Origin of the sequence: Candidatus Pedobacter colombiensis, from assembly GCA_029202485.1 — a bacterium.
GTDB classification, from domain to species: domain Bacteria; phylum Bacteroidota; class Bacteroidia; order Sphingobacteriales; family Sphingobacteriaceae; genus Pedobacter; species Pedobacter colombiensis.
In genome coordinates, this window is record CP119313.1 from 4,941,332 (window position 1) to 4,960,595 (window position 19,264).

At 37.0% G+C, this 19,264-nt stretch carries 18 protein-coding genes; 7 read left to right on the forward strand and 11 right to left on the reverse strand.

The window, feature by feature from the left end:
- Positions 1-4: 4 nt before the first annotated feature.
- Entirely contained in the window at positions 5-505 is a 501-nt protein-coding gene (locus tag P0Y49_20515) for a fumarate hydratase (GenBank protein WEK19165.1), read from the reverse strand.
- 15 nt (positions 506-520) lie between these two features.
- On the reverse strand, positions 521-1,918 hold the full coding sequence (gene fumC, locus P0Y49_20520) for a class II fumarate hydratase (GenBank protein ID WEK19166.1): 1,398 nt from the start codon (positions 1,916-1,918) through the stop codon (positions 521-523).
- 162 nt (positions 1,919-2,080) lie between these two features.
- Between fumC and P0Y49_20525 the strand changes: the two genes are divergently transcribed.
- Positions 2,081-3,310, forward strand: coding sequence for a serine hydrolase (locus tag P0Y49_20525; protein ID WEK19167.1), 1,230 nt, complete (start codon positions 2,081-2,083; stop codon positions 3,308-3,310).
- Here P0Y49_20525 and recG read toward each other — a convergent pair whose 3' ends face one another.
- The 6 genes from recG to meaB all read right to left on the reverse strand — a co-directional run bounded on the left by recG (position 3,311) and on the right by meaB (position 9,568).
- Positions 3,311-5,416, reverse strand: a complete 2,106-nt coding sequence (recG, locus tag P0Y49_20530; GenBank protein ID WEK19168.1) for an ATP-dependent DNA helicase RecG — start codon at positions 5,414-5,416, stop codon at positions 3,311-3,313.
- 4 nt (positions 5,417-5,420) lie between these two features.
- Positions 5,421-6,332, reverse strand: a complete 912-nt coding sequence (locus P0Y49_20535; GenBank protein ID WEK19169.1) for an EamA family transporter — start codon at positions 6,330-6,332, stop codon at positions 5,421-5,423.
- A gap of 3 nt (positions 6,333-6,335) precedes the next feature.
- Complete coding sequence (locus P0Y49_20540; GenBank protein WEK19170.1) at positions 6,336-6,716, reverse strand: RidA family protein; 381 nt, start codon at positions 6,714-6,716, stop codon at positions 6,336-6,338.
- A 43-nt stretch (positions 6,717-6,759) separates the two neighbouring features.
- Positions 6,760-6,900, reverse strand: coding sequence for a hypothetical protein (locus tag P0Y49_20545; protein WEK19171.1), 141 nt, complete (start codon positions 6,898-6,900; stop codon positions 6,760-6,762).
- Positions 6,901-6,975: 75 nt separating this feature from the next.
- Positions 6,976-8,331: an OmpA family protein gene (locus P0Y49_20550; protein WEK19172.1), complete on the reverse strand. Its 1,356-nt coding sequence runs from the start codon at positions 8,329-8,331 to the stop codon at positions 6,976-6,978.
- Between the two features lie 346 nt (positions 8,332-8,677).
- Positions 8,678-9,568, reverse strand: a complete 891-nt coding sequence (meaB, locus tag P0Y49_20555) for a methylmalonyl Co-A mutase-associated GTPase MeaB (GenBank protein WEK19173.1) — start codon at positions 9,566-9,568, stop codon at positions 8,678-8,680.
- Between the two features lie 131 nt (positions 9,569-9,699).
- Between meaB and P0Y49_20560 the strand changes: the two genes are divergently transcribed.
- Genes P0Y49_20560 through P0Y49_20575 form a run of 4 tightly spaced genes read left to right on the forward strand, consistent with a single transcriptional unit; the run spans position 9,700 to position 14,663 of the window.
- The gene (locus P0Y49_20560) at positions 9,700-11,541 is read left to right on the forward strand and encodes an ABC transporter ATP-binding protein (GenBank protein WEK19174.1); all 1,842 of its coding nucleotides are present in this window, start codon (positions 9,700-9,702) and stop codon (positions 11,539-11,541) included.
- 1 nt (position 11,542) lies between these two features.
- Positions 11,543-12,703: a glycosyltransferase family 4 protein gene (locus tag P0Y49_20565; protein ID WEK19175.1), complete on the forward strand. Its 1,161-nt coding sequence runs from the start codon at positions 11,543-11,545 to the stop codon at positions 12,701-12,703.
- Positions 12,704-12,706: 3 nt separating this feature from the next.
- A complete protein-coding gene (locus tag P0Y49_20570) occupies positions 12,707-13,669 on the forward strand; it encodes a glycosyltransferase (protein ID WEK19176.1) in 963 nt (320 codons plus the stop codon).
- Between the two features lie 28 nt (positions 13,670-13,697).
- Positions 13,698-14,663, forward strand: coding sequence for a glycosyltransferase family 10 (locus P0Y49_20575; GenBank protein WEK19177.1), 966 nt, complete (start codon positions 13,698-13,700; stop codon positions 14,661-14,663).
- A 6-nt stretch (positions 14,664-14,669) separates the two neighbouring features.
- On the opposite strand, the gene P0Y49_20580 is transcribed toward P0Y49_20575, so the two are convergent.
- Positions 14,670-15,476 (reverse strand): glycosyltransferase family 2 protein, encoded by an 807-nt coding sequence (locus tag P0Y49_20580; GenBank protein ID WEK19178.1) that lies wholly within the window; start codon positions 15,474-15,476, stop codon positions 14,670-14,672.
- Positions 15,477-15,499: 23 nt separating this feature from the next.
- On the opposite strand from P0Y49_20580, the gene P0Y49_20585 reads away from it, so the two are divergent.
- Together P0Y49_20585 and P0Y49_20590 are read left to right on the forward strand one after the other, a co-directional pair.
- Entirely contained in the window at positions 15,500-16,594 is a 1,095-nt protein-coding gene (locus P0Y49_20585; GenBank protein WEK19179.1) for a glycosyltransferase family 1 protein, read from the forward strand.
- 22 nt (positions 16,595-16,616) lie between these two features.
- The gene (locus P0Y49_20590; GenBank protein ID WEK19180.1) at positions 16,617-17,558 is read left to right on the forward strand and encodes a nucleotide-diphospho-sugar transferase; all 942 of its coding nucleotides are present in this window, start codon (positions 16,617-16,619) and stop codon (positions 17,556-17,558) included.
- Here the strand turns inward: P0Y49_20590 and P0Y49_20595 are convergent.
- Both P0Y49_20595 and P0Y49_20600 read right to left on the reverse strand, forming a co-directional pair.
- Positions 17,548-18,144 carry a hypothetical protein gene (locus P0Y49_20595; GenBank protein WEK19181.1) on the reverse strand — a complete coding sequence of 199 codons (597 nt, stop codon included), beginning with the start codon at positions 18,142-18,144 and terminating at the stop codon, positions 17,548-17,550. The genes P0Y49_20590 and P0Y49_20595 overlap by 11 nt on opposite strands.
- A gap of 37 nt (positions 18,145-18,181) precedes the next feature.
- Positions 18,182-19,264, reverse strand: coding sequence for an acyltransferase (locus tag P0Y49_20600; GenBank protein WEK19182.1), 1,083 nt, complete (start codon positions 19,262-19,264; stop codon positions 18,182-18,184).

A 19,264-nucleotide genomic window follows, 5' to 3' on the forward strand; every position in this document is an offset into this window, starting at 1 on the left:
GGCGTTACAATTCTTTAGGCTTACAAATAATCCGTTCTTTTAAAACCAGATTACAAGCCCTTTGGTTATCTATGCTTTCCAGATGCAAGCTATTAGGTTCAGAAGATTTAATGTGAAATGTTTTTACATACCTCCCGATCTGGTAACAGCCCGACACCTTTTGCTTATAATTTGCCTTAGTGTAGGTTCCTGCTAAAAACAAGCTATCTCCTCTTACTTCATATACTCCCTTGGCGTACTCTTTCCAGACACCTCCATTAAAACAAGAGTCGGAATAGTAGTTCACTTTAGAGTGTGTGGTCAGATCAACATAAAATGAGTCGCAGGTAAACCTAAACTTATGCTGTGTATAGTTCAGCAGTTGATCAACATTTGCTATGCTGTCCTGATTCCATACACCTTGCAAAAAGGCTTCTCCTTTTCCCTGCACATCAGGCAACCTTCTGCACGAAGCAGATACACACAAAATAAGCAAGAGATAAAATACCGATCTCAACATTCCCATACGACTGTCAAGTGCTTATTTTAAACTACCAACCATATCCTCTGGACGAACCCAGGCATCAAACTGCTCGCCGGTTAACAAACCTAACTCAATTGCTGCATCTCTCAAGGTTTTATTTTCTTTATGTGCTTTCTTTGCAATCTTAGCTGCATTCTCATAACCAACATGAGGGTTTAATGCAGTAACCAGCATCAAAGAGTTTTCCAGATGTTTTTTAATCTCCGGAAGATTTGGAAGGATTCCGGCAGCGCAATGATCATTAAATGAAACGCTGGCATCACCAATTAAACGCCCTGATTGCAAAACGTTAGCCGCAATTACTGGTTTAAACACATTCAGTTCAAAATGACCAGTGCTTCCACCAACACTTACAGCAACGTCATTTCCAATTACCTGAGCACAAACCATCGTTAATGCTTCCGGTTGCGTAGGATTAACTTTACCCGGCATAATAGAAGATCCTGGTTCGTTATCAGGAATAATGATTTCACCAATACCAGAACGTGGGCCGGAACTCAACATCCTCACATCATTGGCAACCTTCATTAAAGAAACCGCTACACGTTTGTAAGCACCCGATAGCTCAACCATTGCATCATGTGCAGCTAAAGCTTCGAACTTATTAGGAGCAGTAACAAAAGGCAGGCCGGTTAATTCGGCTATCTTTTTTGCCACCAATACATCATAACCTTTAGGTGTATTTAAACCTGTACCAACAGCCGTACCACCTAAAGCCAACTCGCTGATCATTACCAAAGCATTTTTAATCGCTCTAAGACCATTACTTACTTGCTGTGCATAACCCGAAAACTCTTGTCCAAGGGTTAAAGGAGTTGCATCCATAAAGTGAGTACGTCCTGTTTTTACGATTGCAGCAAACTCTTCAGATTTTGCAACAAGGGTTTTATGTAGTTTTTCCAATCCCGGAACAGTAACTTCAACTGCTTGTTTATAGGCCGCAATATGCATTGCAGTAGGATACGTATCATTTGATGATTGTGATTTATTTACGTCATCATTAGGATGCAAAACTTTTTTATCATCAGCCAGATCTCCACCATTTAAAACATGAGCACGATAAGCAATAACTTCATTAGCATTCATATTACTTTGCGTACCTGAACCAGTTTGCCAGATCACCAATGGGAACTGATCATCCAGGCTTCCTGCGATCACTTCATCACAAGCTTTTGCAATTAAATCTGCTTTATCTTGTGATAAAACACCCAGCTCTGTATTTGCCAGAGCCGCAGCTTTCTTCAAATATCCAAAAGCATGAATGATCTCTTTAGGCATGGAAGCCTCCGGACCAATTTTAAAGTTATTTCTTGAACGTTCAGTTTGAGCACCCCAATATTTATCAGCAGGCACCTGCACTTCACCCATCGTATCGTGTTCGGTTCTAAAATTCATAGTGTTCTATTTTTTGTTGGGGCAAATTTAAGGTTTTTGTATCTCAATGAATTGTATTTATGTAATTAATCAACTACAAAAGCATACAATGTTTAAAACTCTATAGCGTTTAAAGGTATAATATTTCTTATTTTTAGGGCCTTTTACAAAGCAATTCAATTCATGAGCTATCTTCGCACTTTAGCCGTGGCTGCAATGGCCACTTTTTTATTTACAGCCTGTTCACATTCACAAAATAATTCAAAGCTAAAAGAACCCAGCAAAGAACGAACTGTTGATGATGACAAAGCTGATAGCTTGTTATTGGCATACAACCCGGCCAAAGGGGATAAATGGATTGCCGACTTTGTGCAGAACCTCCATAAAAAATATGGTTTTAACGGAAATATGCTGGTCGCTAAAGACGGAAAGATCCTATATGAAAAAGCGATTGGCTGGGCCGACTACCTGCACCGTGACAGTCTAAAAATAAATTCTGAATTTGAGCTAGCCTCAATTACCAAGACTTTCACTGGTGTGGCCATCATGCAACTGGTTGAAGCCGGAAAATTAAAGCTAACAGATGATGTAAAAAAATTCTATCCCAATTTCCCTTATGATGGAATAACCATAGAGTTACTCCTATCGCACCGTAGCGGGATGATGAATTATGTTTATTTCATTGACGACATCTGGCGCAAAGAAAAACGTGACATGAAAAAAGGGGTGTCAAATCAGGAGGTAATGGAAATTATTGCCGAAAAGAAACCTACCCCTTATACCAAACCAAATAGAGTTTTTCACTACAACAACTCCAACTTCATGGTGCTTGGTGCAATTATCGAGAAAGTTACCGGAAAGCCATACGCAGATTACCTGGCGGAACATGTTTTCAAACCTTCGGGGATGAAACATACACATGTTTATTCTACTACAGTTTACCCTAAAATACCTGTTGATGTAGTAGGGCACGACCGCACATGGCGCTATTCTGTAGTGCAAAACTTCCTGGATGGCCCGGTGGGTGATAAGGGGATTTACAGCACTTTACACGATCTGCTTTTGTATGACAAAGCGTTAAAAAACGGCCGCTTGTTAAAACAGTCAAGTCTCGATTCTGCTTACCAAGGTCGCAACAAAGCCATCAATGGCCATTTCAACTACGGCTATGGCTGGCGTATTTTTGATGGGGAAAACGGGAGAAAGGTAGTATATCACACCGGCTGGTGGCACGGTTTCAGACACATCTATGTACGCGATTTCCAAAAGAACATTGTGATTATATTCCTTGGCAATCTAACCAATGGAAGCCTAATGCATCTTGATGAATTATATAAGCATCTTGGCGTACCGATCATTCGTAAAGGCGCTTATTCTGGCACTGGCTCTTTACCGGGAAGTGATGAGGATTAATTAAGAGATCTTATCGAATGCAATACCTCGACGTCTTTTAGCAAGATAGGTTTTCAGCAAACTATTTTCCGGCAATTCCAAGTGAGGATCTGCATTAAGCAATTCTATAACTGTATTTCTGGCTTCTTGCAAAATCAGCTGATCTTTTGCCAAATCTGCCAGCTTCAATTCCAGTACGCCACTTTGCTGGGTGCCGGTGATATCACCGGGGCCTCGAAGCTGCAGGTCTATTTCTGAAATTTCAAACCCATTACTGGTTTTCACCATGGTTTCCAGACGTAACTTTCCGTCTGCGCTTAATTTATTACCAGACATCAGGATACAGAATGATTGCTCCGCCCCACGTCCAACCCGACCACGTAATTGATGAAGCTGAGAAAGTCCAAAACGTTCCGCATTTTCAATGATCATAACCGATGCATTCGGAACATTCACACCCACCTCTATTACGGTTGTAGCCACCATAATCTGACTCTTCCCATCAATAAATTGTTGCATTTCGTATTGCTTATCGGCATTGCTCATTTTACCATGAACAATACTGATCTGATAATCTGGTCGTGGGAACTGATAACTCATTTGTTCTATTCCAGCCTCCAGATGCAGGAGGTCTAGTTTCTCACTTTCCTTAATCAGTGGATAAACCACATACACCTGTCGGCCTTTAGCAATCTCCTGCTTCATAAAACCAAACATCCTCAGGCGCTGTCCCTCAAACAAATGTTTCGTTTCAATAGCTTTCCTTCCTACAGGCAATTCATCAATTACAGACACATCCAGATCACCGTACAGCGTCATTGCGAGCGTCCGTGGTATCGGAGTAGCAGTCATCACCAATATGTGTGGAGGTACAATATTTTTACGCCATAGCTTAGCACGTTGCTCTACTCCGAAACGATGCTGCTCATCAATCACCACCAGCCCCAGATTTTTAAATACGACCTTATCCTCTATCAAAGCATGTGTACCTACCAGAACATCAATCTCACCCGATTCTAATGCCTGATGCAACTGCGTTCGTTGCTTTTTCGTCGTACTGCCTGTAAGTATGGAAACTTTCACCAGACGATCTTTTAATAACGAACTGATAGATTCATAATGCTGCCGTGCCAATATTTCTGTAGGCGCCATCATACAGGCCTGGTAACCATTATCATTAGCCAATAGCATGCTCATTAAAGCTACTGCAGTTTTACCACTTCCTACATCGCCCTGTACCAAACGGTTCATCTGTATACCCCGCTGTGTATCCAGTCTAATCTCTTTAATTACCCGTTTCTGAGCGCCTGTAAGCTCAAAAGGAAGTATTTCATTATAAAATGTATTTACACGCTCCCCAACAAGCGGAAACAGGTGCCCTTTAAACTTTAGTTCCCTAAGTTGTTTATTGTGCAGCAACTGCAATTGAATAAAGAACAACTCTTCAAATTTCAACCGGCTTTCCGCCTTCTTTAATAAAGTGACATCCTTAGGGAAGTGAATATTTAAAATAGACTCCTTTCTCGAAATCATGTGGTATTTATCGAGAATATAAGGCGGTATGGTCTCTTTAACTTCCGAAAGATGCTGCTGTAGCAATAAAGTCTGGAGTTTTTGAATACCCTTACTATCCAGAAAAAACTTCTTTAATTTTTCGGTTGAATTGTAAACCGGTTGCAATCTAAGGTTCCCCGTAATGGTCGCAGGTCTTGGATAACTTTCCAATTCGGGGTGCGAAATACTATAACTCCCATTAAAGACAGTGGGCTTACCAAATACAATATAAACCTTTCCCTTCATCACATGCTCATCCACCCATTTCAAACTTTGAAACCAGACCAGTTCAATAGAACCTGTTTCATCAGTCAGACGGGCTACAATTCGCTTCTTATGCTTTTCGCCTATTTGCTCCTTACTGGTGATCCGTCCTAATATCTGTACATAGGGAAGCTCGGGATTAAGTTCATTAATTTTATAAAACCGTGTCCTGTCAATATACCTAAATGGAAAATAATTAAGCAGTTGGTCGTACGTAAAAATACCCAGTTCCTTTTGCAAAAGTTCTGCACGTTTGGGCCCGACGCCTTTCAGAAATTCGATAGTCGTATCTAAGGTAGATGCAAACAAAGCTTTAAATATTTTTTCTCTTAAATGTAAAGATATCTTTTATTATACCCCAATTAAATACGATTACCGATATCACCAGTAATAAATAAGCGAACAACTTATGTGCATCAACATGTTCACCGAAGTAGAAAATAGCCACAGTAAAGGCTATGATGGGATTGATATAAATAATAATCCCTAAGGTTGATGAAGGAATTCCTATTAAGGCAAATAAGCTTAAGAACAACGGAATGATGGTGAAAAAGACCGCAATTAGTGTAATATTTCCCCAAAACCAGAAGCCCTGAGGAAAACCTTCATGTTTTAACAAATAGATAGGCAGCATCAATAACACAGCAATACCAATTTGAACCGCCAACACATTTAACTTGTCCAGGTGCTGCATTTTACGTTGTATGATAAGGTAAAATGCATACAATGACGCAATAATAACAGACCATAGTACTTCTACAAATGAACCTGTAGCCAACAACAAGATACTCAGCAAAGCGATACCAAGTGAAATCAGCTTTAATCTCGATAATGATTCTTTTAGAATCAGGAACCCTCCAAAAGCGGTAATCAGCGGACATACCATATAAGCAAAGGCAGCCGATTGAAGACTCACATTATTTACGGCATAGATATAAGTATACCAATTAGATGTTAGCAACAATGTAGAGCCAACTAACTGCAATAAGATATTACGTTTCTCTCTTGCTGTAATAGACGAAATATAAGCAAGGTCCTTTTTAAGCTCCTTTCTTCTGAAAACAAGAATAGCTAGCCAAATAAAAACAAGGGAGGTAAAAATACGGTAATACAGAATCTCTTCCGAAGGAAAAGCCTTCAGATTCCTTAATGGGATCGAGAAAAAACCCCAAATGGCAAAAGATAAAATCCCCGCAAAGAAGTACCGTAAATTTGATTTAGGCAAAGTTTAAGATTTAAATGCCGTCATTGAAATCTCCACATTTACGCCCTTCGGCAAACCTTTTACCGCAACAGTTTCACGAGCCGGGAAGTTCTTTTTGAAATACGAACCATATACTTCGTTCACTTCAGCAAACAAACTCATGTCCGACAAAAAGATGGTCGTCTTCACCACATCTTCAAATCCATAAGCAGCCTCCAGTAAAACGGCTTTAATGTTTCTCATGACCTGGTGTGTTTCCTCTTCTATTGAAGATTGGGTTAGCTCACCGGTTTCGGGATTGATCGCTACCTGACCAGATAAAAATAAAAAGCCATTAGCAATTACTGCCTGGCTGTATGGTCCAATTGGAGCCGGAGCATCAGTGGTGTTTATTACCGTATTCATATCAGTATACAATTAATATTATTAATAATGAGATTATATTAATTCAGCTTAAAAAGAGCCAATCAATTAATTTCCACAAAATGCCAGCAATAAACATCGTAATAGCAATTGCATTAATGATGTGCATGATTTTGATGTTGGTATTCGTTGGCCTGCCCGGATCCTTTTTTCTAAATAAATACATACTTGCAAAGGTATAAATAAAAAAAAGAGGGCTTCAAATTGAAGCCCTCTTTTTTCGTATTTTAATTAGAAATAACTAGTCTCTAGCACTTTCAACACGACGGTTTTGGATACGACCTTCTTCAGTATCGTTAGAAGCAATTGGATTAGCTTCGCCATAACCTTTAGTTACAATTTGTTTAGCATTAACACCAGAGTTAACTAAGTAAGTTTTAACTGAATTAGCTCTGTCTTTAGATAATTTCAAGTTGTATGCAGCAGTACCTTCGCTTGAAGCATAACCGTTTACAGTTATTTTACCACCGTTTTCACGCAATAATGAAGATAATTTATCTAAAATAGGGTAAGACTCAGTTTTTAAAACTGAAGAGTTGAATTCAAATTGGATTCTCTCAAAGCCAGTTAAGTTGTTTTTTTCAACAACTGTAGCTTCATATTTAGGTAGAGGACATCCTGAACCATCAACAGCTACACCTGCAGGAGTACCTGGGCATTTGTCAAACTGATCAGAAACACCATCACCATCGCTATCTTGTTTCAAGTACTCAACAGATTTCTCAACAGCAGATACACGGTTTTTCAAAGCTTCAACTTCGTTACGTAAAGATGGATCTTTCAATTCATCATACATTAAAGCTAATGGGTTAGACCACACTAAGCTAGGTTTAGATTTAGACCCTAAAGAGAACTCTAAACCAGCATATCCATAAGAGAATTTATCTTTGTTTGAAGCTCCATTTGCATAAACTCCATCTAAGTTATCTGAATCAACGAAATGCACAGTATAACCTAAGTTAAACGCAACACGCTCAGAAACTTTAAATTTAACACCTACACCTACTGGAATATAAGCTTCTTTAACATAAGTTTTAGAATCATGTCTGTCACCAGCAGAACCAATAGCTCTATCTTTCCAGTTAATAACAGTACCATTCGCTAAAGTAACTTTAGGAGCGTAAGCCATTAAACCATAACCAGCAGATACATAAAAGTTAACAGAATTCTCACGACGTAAGAAATCGATTGAACCAATGTTTACAACACCTCTGATGTCACCAGCATAAGCAAGATCAGTTTCAAATGATCTGGTACCATTTTGAATACCACCTGGAGCATCTTTGTTAGTTCCAGAGATTTTTCCGCGGAAAATGTTACCTTCTAAGCCAAAAGCATGACTTAGTTGTTTTCTCAATGAAATGCCGTAACCTAAGTTAACTTCAGCATTTTTGAAATCGTTAGTACCACCAATAGCAATAAATGGAGATAAAACACCACCATTCACACCGATAGACCACGTTCTGTACTGCCCGCTCCCACCAAATACCTTGGCAGAAGAAGAGGATGTAGCATCCTGAGCGTTAGCAAGAGTTGTTACTCCCACCATTGCTACTAAAGAGGCTGCTAAACCCTTTTTTAAAGTAGAATAATTCATAATTTTCTTTTTTAAGGTTAAACAAATTTTAATTGTATAATTTTTTTGTGTAGCAAAATTAAACAAATTTTTAAATTCTCAAAACACTTACACAAACTCCGTTCCAAACTTCTAAATTATTAATAAATAACATCATTTAGAGCAAGCAACTACCCATAAACACTTTAAATCATTAAAAGTTTGTGATTCGGCATAAAAAAAAACACTCCCCCAACTAAACGGTGTTCAAAATACACTTCAAGCCTGTTTTTATTTTTCAATAAAATTTAAAAAAACTGCTTAATTACAATCCAAACCCATAATAATGACAAGTCCTGTTTTTAAGACAGGTCGGATAATCAAGGGATCAAATCCAGCTATCAGTAAATCGATAAATGTTAAAATCCGTATTCTTCATAGCTTCAACAAGCTCAAGATGCAACTTTTTTCTATCTACGTTACTCATACGATAGTGTTGGATAATTTTAAAAGCCTTTTCCGCCAACAAAAAAGACTTGCGGTCATTGCCCATTAAAGCAGGCTGAAGTAGCCATTCACAAAGTTCAGCTATCCCTTCCTTCTTATCAGCCACAGTTTTAAACACAGGGATATGCTCATGTTGCTGATGAACCAGCTTTTTAAGATTATTTGCAAATATATCCGCTCCCTCCCTATCGGCCTTATTCACCACAAAACCCTGAGCAATTTCCATTAGCCCTGATTTTATGTTTTGAATTTCATCCCCCGATTCAGGAACAAGTACAACTACCGTTTTATCGGCAAGTCCTGCAATTTCTACTTCCGATTGACCAACACCTACGGTCTCTACCAGGATCATATCAAATCCCGCCGCTTTAATCACATCCACAATTTCAATCGTTTTTGCCGAGATTCCTCCTAAGGCTCCACGGGTTGCCAGCGACCGGATATATACATTAGAATTATTAAATAGCTGTGACATCCTAATCCTATCACCCAACAATGACCCAAAATTAAATGGAGAAGTTGGGTCCACAGCAAGAATAGCAATTTTTTTACCGTCCTTTACAATATGTTCCGTAATTGCATTTACCAAGGTACTTTTACCTGCTCCCGGAGGACCAGTTATTCCTATTACAGGGACTTTCGAATTCCCTTTTATTGTCCTTAGCAATTCGGCCGACGGAGGGATATCATTTTCTACAAAGGTGATTGCCCGTGCCAGGGCATTAAAATTTCCACGTTCAATCTCTGTAATAAGTGATAAATAGGTATTCATTGCTGATTCTGTATTTACAAATAAACACAATTTATTTTTTAGCCTTTTAACATTGCAGAGAAAGTACTCATTTTGCCCGAATTTTAAACATGACACTAAATACTTACCTTTGAAAAATTTCAAATTCTTAAATGAAAGACTATTTCCGATTATTATCTTACGCAAGGCCTATTGAAAAGTTTGCCATACCTTACGTTATTGCAACTCTCCTTTATATACTTTTTAATACCTTAAATCTAGCGCTATTAGCCCCTCTATTAGATACTTTATTTAATAGCGAAACTGCTATAGCCGGAACAAAGGCCGCTAAAACACTTTCTTTTGAAGACAAATCATGGTGGGACATCATGGCCCGCTTCAGAGAGCTTACAGATTATTCTATTGCCAATTATGGCAAACAGGGAGCCTTAAAGTTCGTTTGTATAGTAATTGTGGTCTCCGTATTGTTATCTAACATTTTCAAATACTTTTCTAACAGAATAATGGAGGACTTACGTGTTCATACTTTATTGAAGCTAAGAAAGTCAGTATTTGACAATGTAATGAACCTCCACATTGGTTACTTCAACAGCCAACGAAAAGGCGATATCATTTCTAAAGTTTCCTCAGATGTTCAGGTAGTCCAATTTACGGTAACCAATACTCTTCAAGTGATATTTAAAGAACCCGTTACATTAATTGTATATGTTATTCTCCTCTTTACTATCTCCGCAAAGCTAACCTTCTTTTCTTTGTTAATCATTCCATTATCAGGACTGATTATTGCTAAAATAGTAAAAAGGTTAAGACAACAAGCCACCAAAGCTCATGAAACATTTGCGCTTATGCTTGGCTATCTCGACGAAGCCCTATCGGGAATTAAGATCATTAAAGCATTTAATGCAACAGAATACGTAAAGGATAGATTTCATCAGGAAAATGTTACTTATTCAAACATTACCCGCAAAATGGCACGCAGGCAACAGCTTGGATCCCCAGTATCAGAATTTCTTGGCGTTACTATGGTTGCAGGGATTGTGTATTTTGGGGGCTCACTTGTATTGTCAGGAGAATCTAGTTTAACTTCCGCAGAGTTTATCGCTTATATTGCCATATTCTCTCAGGTTATGCGTCCCGCAAAAGCTTTAACTGATGCTTTCAGTGCAATTCACACCGGTCTCGCGGCAGGAAAGCGTGTATTAGACTTAATTGATACGAAACCAGAAATGGTTGACAAGCCAAACGCTGTTGTAGCCAAATCTTTTGAAAAAGCGATTACCTTTAAAGATGTATCCTTTGCCTACGGTGAGCGAAAGGTACTAAACCGCGTAAACATAGAAATTCCTAAAGGCAAAACCATCGCATTAGTAGGACCTTCAGGTGGGGGTAAATCTACATTGATGGATCTTGTACCACGATTTATTGACCCTCAACAAGGTGACATCTATATAGATGGTGTAAATATTAAAGATGTAACTACGGATTCTTTAAGAAGTCAGATGGGCTTTGTTAATCAGGAATCAATCCTCTTCAACGATACAATTTTTAACAATATAGCTTTTGCTAAGCCCAATGCCACGTTAAAAGAAGTTACTGCTGCGGCTAAAATTGCCAATGCACACGACTTTATCCTGGAATCAGAGAACGGCTATGAAACACTTATCGGAGACAGAGGAATTCGTTTATCAGGTGGACAGAAACAACGACTCTGTATTGCAAGAGCGGTATTAGGGAATCCCCCATTGATGTTATTAGACGAAGCAACTTCTGCACTGGATACGGAATCAGAAAAATTGGTACAAGATGCACTTTATAAATTGATGGAAAATCGCACCTCATTAATTATTGCTCATCGTTTATCAACCATACAAAATGCAGACCGGATTATTGTACTTGAAAAAGGATCTGTAATTGAACAAGGGTCGCACAATGAGTTAATGAAAAACAACGGCTTATACCGAAGACTAATTGACATGCAGACTTTTGAAGACTAAGATGAAAAAGATTTTATTCTTTATGCCTGATAACCCTGTAAAAAAAAATGCGGGTAACAAAATCCGGGCGTTGAGCTTTCTTAATTATTTTAAATCCAGAGGCTTTCAGGTTCACTTTGTGAGCGAATATTATTGGGGTGAATGGAATAATCAGGATATTACTGATTTTGAACAAAGTGGATTGGCAGATAAAACCTTTATCTTACCTCGTAAAGCATCTAAAAAGAATTTGCTTTACTATTTCTTCTGCTATAAACTACCCAACTTCTTCTATCAGAAAAAGTATGGCATATTCGCTATAAACTTTCCAGAGCTGGTTACTTACCGACTTCAAAAAGCATTTAACAAAATCCTCAAGAACAACCAATACGATTATGTATTCATAAACTATGCAAGTTGGGCATCATTAATTGAAAACAATAAGCATATTGCAAATGCACAAACAGTGCTTGATACTCATGATTTTTTAACTGCTCAAAATCAGTATAAATTTGATATTGGTGCCTCTTTTAAAGAAGAGATCAGGAGGCTTTCTCTTTTTAGTAAGGTATTAGCCATTTCCATAGAAGAGCAGTATCTTTTCAGTCAGTTTTGCTGGAATGAGATCTGCCTGGCCCCAATGATGATTGGAGCTCCTGCACCAAATCCAACTCCTGTTGCAGACCGAAAATTTGATCTCATATATATAGCAAGTAGAAACCCGCATAACATAGAGGCGGCAAATTGGTTTATTTCAAAGGTTTACCCACTTTTACCGCAATCTTTAAACATTTGTATTATAGGCCAGATTACAACCTATATTAAGGGCAACCATCCAAACATTACCCTTATTCCGTTTGCTGAGGATCTTAGGACCTATTATCACCAGTCAAAAATTGCCATATGTCCAATGTTATCAGGTACCGGCACTAAAATTAAAGTTATAGAGGCGCTGTCCTATCATCTCCCTATAGTTTGCAACACAAGGGGGATAGATGGATTAATCAATAAAACCAACAATGGTTGTCTGGTAAGTGATCAACCCGAAGAGTTTAGCAGACATATCATTAATCTTCTTCAGCAAACGAATACTTATGAAAAACAGTCTTTATTTGCAAAAGAAGCATTTGAATCCGGCTATGAACAAGAGTTTTGTTATCATAAACTAGACAAGCTATTTTAAATTATGACGTTATTTTTCACAATTGCAACTACGAATTACCTGCCGTTTGCTGTTTCTTTATTAGATTCAGTAAAACAACAGCATCCGGAGTTTCAAGTTTGCATCTGCCTTACTGATTATTTAAAGCCGGAAACGATAACCCAAAATAAATTGATGAGTAAACACCCTATTCTTCAGCTGCATGAATTAGCTGCCGAAGAGTTTGATTTTATTACTCAGAATTACAATCCAATGCAATTGGCGAATAGCTCAAAAGTCTTATTTGCCAAACATTTTCTTGATAAGCCAGAGATTAAACAAGTCATCTTTGGCGATTCAGACATGCTATTTTTTGGCTCTTTACCCGAAAATGTGATCAATGAGCATGATATCATTTTTACACCACATTTTACAAGTCCACCGCCAATTGAAATGAAAAGGCAAGAGCTGGAAGTGTTAAATGCCGGCTTATTTAATGGCGGCTTTTTTAAGCTTAGAAAATCTGAGGAAACAGAAAAATACATCAGCTGGCTTAAGGAAAGGTCTGTATTAGAATGTATATATGATTTTAAAAGAGGATACTATGGCGAGCAGTTATGGCTCAATTTTGTGCCCCTTTATTTTAAAAGTGCCCACATCGAACTAAACCAAGGCTTAAATGTTGCTTACTGGAATTTGCATGAACGAATGATTACACAGAAAGACGGTATGTTTATGGTGAATGAGTCTATCCCTCTTTCCTTTTTTCATTTTAGTGGCTGGGATTATAACAACCCTCTGGGCATTTCTAAATGGACATTGTTTAATCTGGAAATGCGGCCTGATATCAAGCCTCTACTCATCAAATACCATGAGGCTTTGAAAAACAATGAGTATGAACATTTCATTAACATGCCAAACTATTACACAGCAAAAAACAACTCACAAAAAAAACCATTTTTTAAAAAACTAAAACATAAACTTTTTAGAAAAAAGACGAGTATATAAAACGGCACCTACCTGATCTTATTTATTAATGAAATTAAAATCTCTACTAACACGACTAGGGCTGTCAAAACCCATATTAGATTACACCTACCTCCCAGATGAAAGCCATATAGAAGTATTAAATTGCTGGACTACTGAAGCAGAAAGACTATGGCACTATCAATATGTGAAGCATCATTTTGCTAAAAATTTATCTCAGCAGAATTCATTGCTAATCAGCTCCGTTTTCGGCCCAAAACAAGCCATCAAATTAAGTAAAAGCTATATCAAATTATTTTACACTGGTGAAAATGTAATGCGGTATCGAGACTATAAAGACCATTGTAATAATATGGTCGATCTAATGATAGGATTTGATTATCTAGACCATGAACGTTATCAACGGTTCCCCTACTGGTTGGAACCTTTCTTTTCGCCAAAAACAGATAGCAAAATGATCCGTCAAACGGTATCTAACTTTGTGAATAAAGATATTTGCAGAGAAGAGAACAAGAAATTTACATCTTTAGTGAGCAGCCATGACGACGGAAAGATCAGAACCATATTATTCAACAGCCTCAATAAAATTGATAGAGTAACAAGTGCCGGTAAACTTTTGAACAATTCTCAAGCATTAAATAAAGATTTTGGCGATAATAAGGAACAGTTTATCGGTCATTATAAATTCAACATTTGCCCGGAAAACTCCAACCGCAAAGGTTATGTCACAGAAAAAGTCTTTGAAGCTATAAGAAGCAATACCATCCCTATTTATTGGGGGAGCAACAACAATCCGGAACCGGATGTATTGAATAAAGATGCTATTTTATTCTATGATGGGCCAGATAGCTTAAATCGCTTAAATAAGCAGGTAGCAGAGCTGCATCATAATCCAAAGTTGTATCAGGAATTTTTGAACCAGCCTAAATTTCAGCCAAATGCAGCAGAATATATCATCCATATATTTGACAGTTTAAATACCAAAGTTCAAAAGATCTTGGCACAAAAAAATTAAGATTCATTATACTGAAGGCCCTAGTCTTACAGACTTTAGCATTCTTTTGACAAAGTGCCGTGCATGGCTAAAAAAAGCGATCTTTTTCATCTCCTTTTCTAAAAGCTCAAATTTCTCATAGTCTTTAATAAATGCACTAAAATGTCGGTTATAAACGTCATGCCGCTCTTCATGCATTTTACCAAAGTTCTGCGGATTTGAACTAATACCGTCCTCTGTAAAGCCGGCTATAAATCTGTCAATATAGACATAGGTACATTGGTACTTGCAAATTGCCAGCAAAAAAAACTCCCAGTCAGACACAATTTGATATTGCTCTGTATAGCATCCAATCTGACTAAACAAAGTTCGTTTTATCAAAGTCGACTGGTGAGGAATACTTCTATCATAAAAAGTCTTAAAACTTAATTCCCGCTCTGGACGCCAATCCCGTTGATCTGATCCATTCAGCAATCGGATGTTTCCATAGACCAGATCTGCATTTAGACCCTGTGCTACAATATCTTCAAGTACCCGATCATCAATTAAAAAGTCTCCGCTATTGATAAAAAGCAAATACTCACCAGTAGCCAGTTCAATCCCTTTATTCATAGCATGAAATACCCCTCTGTCAGGCTCACTTACCCAGTGGCTTATCCTTGGTTCATGCTCAAGTATAACTTCCTTACTACCATCTGTTGATCCACCATCTACAATAATATATTCCGTATGCTCATACGTTTGACCAGTAACCGAATCTATCGTCCGCGCTAATCCTTCCTGATTATTATAATTAACAGATATAATTGATATTTTTGGATTTTTAATGGCCATTATAATAGATTTATACAAAAGTAATGATAAAAGTTCTTTTTGATCATCAGATATTCGACCGGCAAACTTATGGGGGCATTTCAAGATACTTTGCAAACATTATAAAAGGAGGCAATAGCGCAGGTGAAATAGAGATGATAAAGGGCTTTCTCTACACCAACAATTATTACCTCCAACAAAATAGTATAAACTTTAGTGAATTGTTGCTATCTACTTTTCTTAAAAAATCAAAACATATATATAAAAAAAACAACAACTACTGTAATCGACTCCTAAGTAGAGGTAATTTCGAGGTTTTTCATCCAACGTATTTTGACACCTATTTTCTTGATCAACTAAAAAAGCCATTGGTCATAACAATACATGACATGACTTATGAAGAAATGCCAGAATATTTCCCAAATAATGACCCCTTACCGGAGCAAAAAAGACTTTTGGCAAATCGGGCAGATAAGATCATAGCAATCTCAGAAACCACCAAAACAGATATTATTAAACATCTTCAGGTAGATGCGAACAAAATCCATGTCATTCCTCATGGTATAGACAATAAAGCTCCAAAATATGAGGAAGTTGAAAACTTACCAGAAAACTACCTCCTTTTTGTTGGTAGCCGCAGTGGCTACAAAAATTTTTTCATGTTTGCCCGTGCATTTAAAATACTCACCGAGAAGCACAAAGACATAGTTTTATTACTTGCTGGCGGAGGTCCACTGGAAACCGGCGATTCTGAATTTTTGATCCGCAATGGGATTTTTGATAAAACAAGACAAATTTCGGCAACTGACTCACAATTAAATATGCTCTACAAAAATGCCTTATGCTTCGTTTTCCCTTCCTTGTATGAAGGTTTTGGAATTCCGATACTAGAAGCCTTCAAAAATAACTGCCCTGTGATACTCAGCAATTGCAGTTGTTTTCCAGAAATTGCTGGCGATGCCGCTTTATATTTTAATCCCGATTCTATCGAATCACTCGCTCATCAAATAGAAACACTAATAACAAACAAATCTCTAAAAAGCAAACTAATCACCGCTGGCAAGAAAAAACTGGAAACATATACGCTTGACAAATGTATCAAACAGACAATCGAACTTTATAAATCGCTTGTTGATTAATTGCTAAAAGAACTCAATATATATGGAAAATTATCAAGTAAAATCCCCAGTATTATTTCTGATATTCAATAGACCCGATACAACTGAAAGAGTTTTTGAACAAATAAGAATAGCAAGGCCTGCCAAATTGTATATAGCCGCTGATGGGCCCAGATTAGGTAAAGAAGGTGAAGATAAATTGTGTAGAGACACGCTTTCCATAGTCGACAAGGTAGATTGGGACTGCGAGGTGAGAACCCGCTTTCAAAAAAGCAATCTCGGCTGTAAAAATGCGATTTCTTCTGCAATAGATTGGTTTTTTGAAAATGAAGAAGAAGGTATTATTCTGGAAGATGATTGTTTACCTGCAAATAGCTTCTTTTATTACTGTGATACACTATTGGAAAAGTACAGACTGGATACACGCATTAGACATATTGCAGGATGTAACCTTCACCGAACAGAAACCTGGGGCACAGCCTCTACTTACTTTGCAAATCAAACACATGTTTGGGGTTGGGCAAGTTGGCGAAGGGTATGGAAGGATTATGATAAAGAACTGACAGCATATCATGAAGATGAAATCAGACATCAATTAAGTAATATCTTTAATGACTCCTTTGTCTTGGATACCTGGGTGAACATATTCAAAGATGTTAAAGCCGGTAAAATTGACACCTGGGATTATCAACTTGCATTTATAAATTATTTTAACAATAGCCTTTCCATTAATCCGAATGTCAACCTTATTTCAAATATCGGCTTTGGTGAAGCGGCTACGCACACTTTTGATCCCAATCATACGTATTCAAATATCCCCTTAGGAGAAATTTCGGAAATCACCTTTCCTAAATATACCTTGCCCGAAAAGGCTGCAGATTATGCTATGTTTGTACGTGACTTCAATTTAAAAGAGCGATGGAGAAAGCACAATAAGTTAAAATACAAGATAAAAAGATGGTTTAAGAAAAAGTTTAGCAGCTAAACACATTTTCTCCATACGTACCCTGATATGCTTTTATCCCTAATCTTGCAATTTCATAATGCCGTTCTTTTCCTTTAAGATAATTTTTCACACCCCACTCTATTGGATCTAAGTTCTCTTTTGAATAGTTCAGTGAGTTGATAATTTCAAGGAACCGGGATTTCTTCGCACAATATAAGAAAGTATGATATCCCACACCTTCATAAATATCACTATCGTCTTTAAAGATGCTATCGTAATCAGAAGCCAATAACCTGACCTTATTAAAAAAAGAGTTATCCTCAAGCATATATCTACCAGTTAATTTGATAATGAGATCATTTTCATCAAAAGAAGCGTGTTCGATGAAAGCTTTAAGATGTTGCATTTCATTGAGGCCCTTTTCTGGATATTTATTCTGAACGTTACTGTAATGAACATTATGCTCATTTAAATAATCTTCATCGGAAGAAGCACATTCTAAAATTGTATAGGAGTCAAATAAATAATCAAATTGCAAGGCCCTTTCAATTGATTGAATGTACAACCACTTCCTTTCCTGATAATGGTTTTCAATATTAGCTGTTGTAATAATTAAATGAATCATTAGAAGAGTTCGTTATTTTAAATTATGTAAACAAAGCTTAACCTGCGCCTATAGACCATTTAAAGCTCGTATGTCGAATTATCGTTACCAGGCCAAAACTAATCATATAAGTGACTAAAAACCTTAAAATACTGTAAGACATAGCGTCTATAAGTGTTATAGTATTCATATTATATTTAAATGGCCTGAAGATTTCACCTACTGCATGTGTTATTATTATCCAATGCACAAGGTATATACCAAAAGTGGTTTCCCTTGGATTTAAATATTTATTAATCATGGAAATTGGCCCATTCTTTAACAACAACAAGAAAAAAAATAGAGAATATAAAATATTAGTAAAACGCAAAGTATTATATGCATCATTGATACCTAGTTCCCTCAAATACACAGCTTCTAAATCCGCAAATAAAAAGAACAAACATGTAACAGCAACAATTATCCAAATTGAAACCCTACTTAGCCATAAATTAAATTGATCGTAATACTTATTTAGTATCACCCCTAACCACAGATAAAATACAAATCCGAACAATGCCGTACTATGACTAGTAATAATCCATTTATGATATAGATTAACACTATAAAATAAGGAAACTATAGCCAAAACTACTCCAAACCAAAGCTTGTAGATGTACTTTTTAAAAATAAGCAGGATACCAATGCAAATCAGAAAATTTAAAATAAACCAAAAACTTGTGAAAAAGATAGTATGATGGTATTGCTCAAGTAAATAGGAATAAAAATTCGAAGGAAATTCATTCCAACCCCGCCTGAAACATTTTATAATAAGAGTTATTACATTTAGAGCGATCAGCACATTAATCCATAATAACCACGGCTTTATGGTATTTTTAAACCTGTTTTTAAGATACTCCCAAGGAGTATACTCAGTAAATTTATGATTAATAAGAAAACCCGCGATTAGAAAAAATGCAATAGTTGAAAACTTAAAAAACTGCATTACTGAAGCTTGAAACATACTGGAATAGAAATTCTCGTAATGTGGCTCGCCAATCATTGTACAGTGTTCAAACACAATCCCAATCATTGATATGCACCTGATTGTATCTACAAATTCAAAATTTTTACCTTTACGTTTCGTTTTTACTAGCTCCAT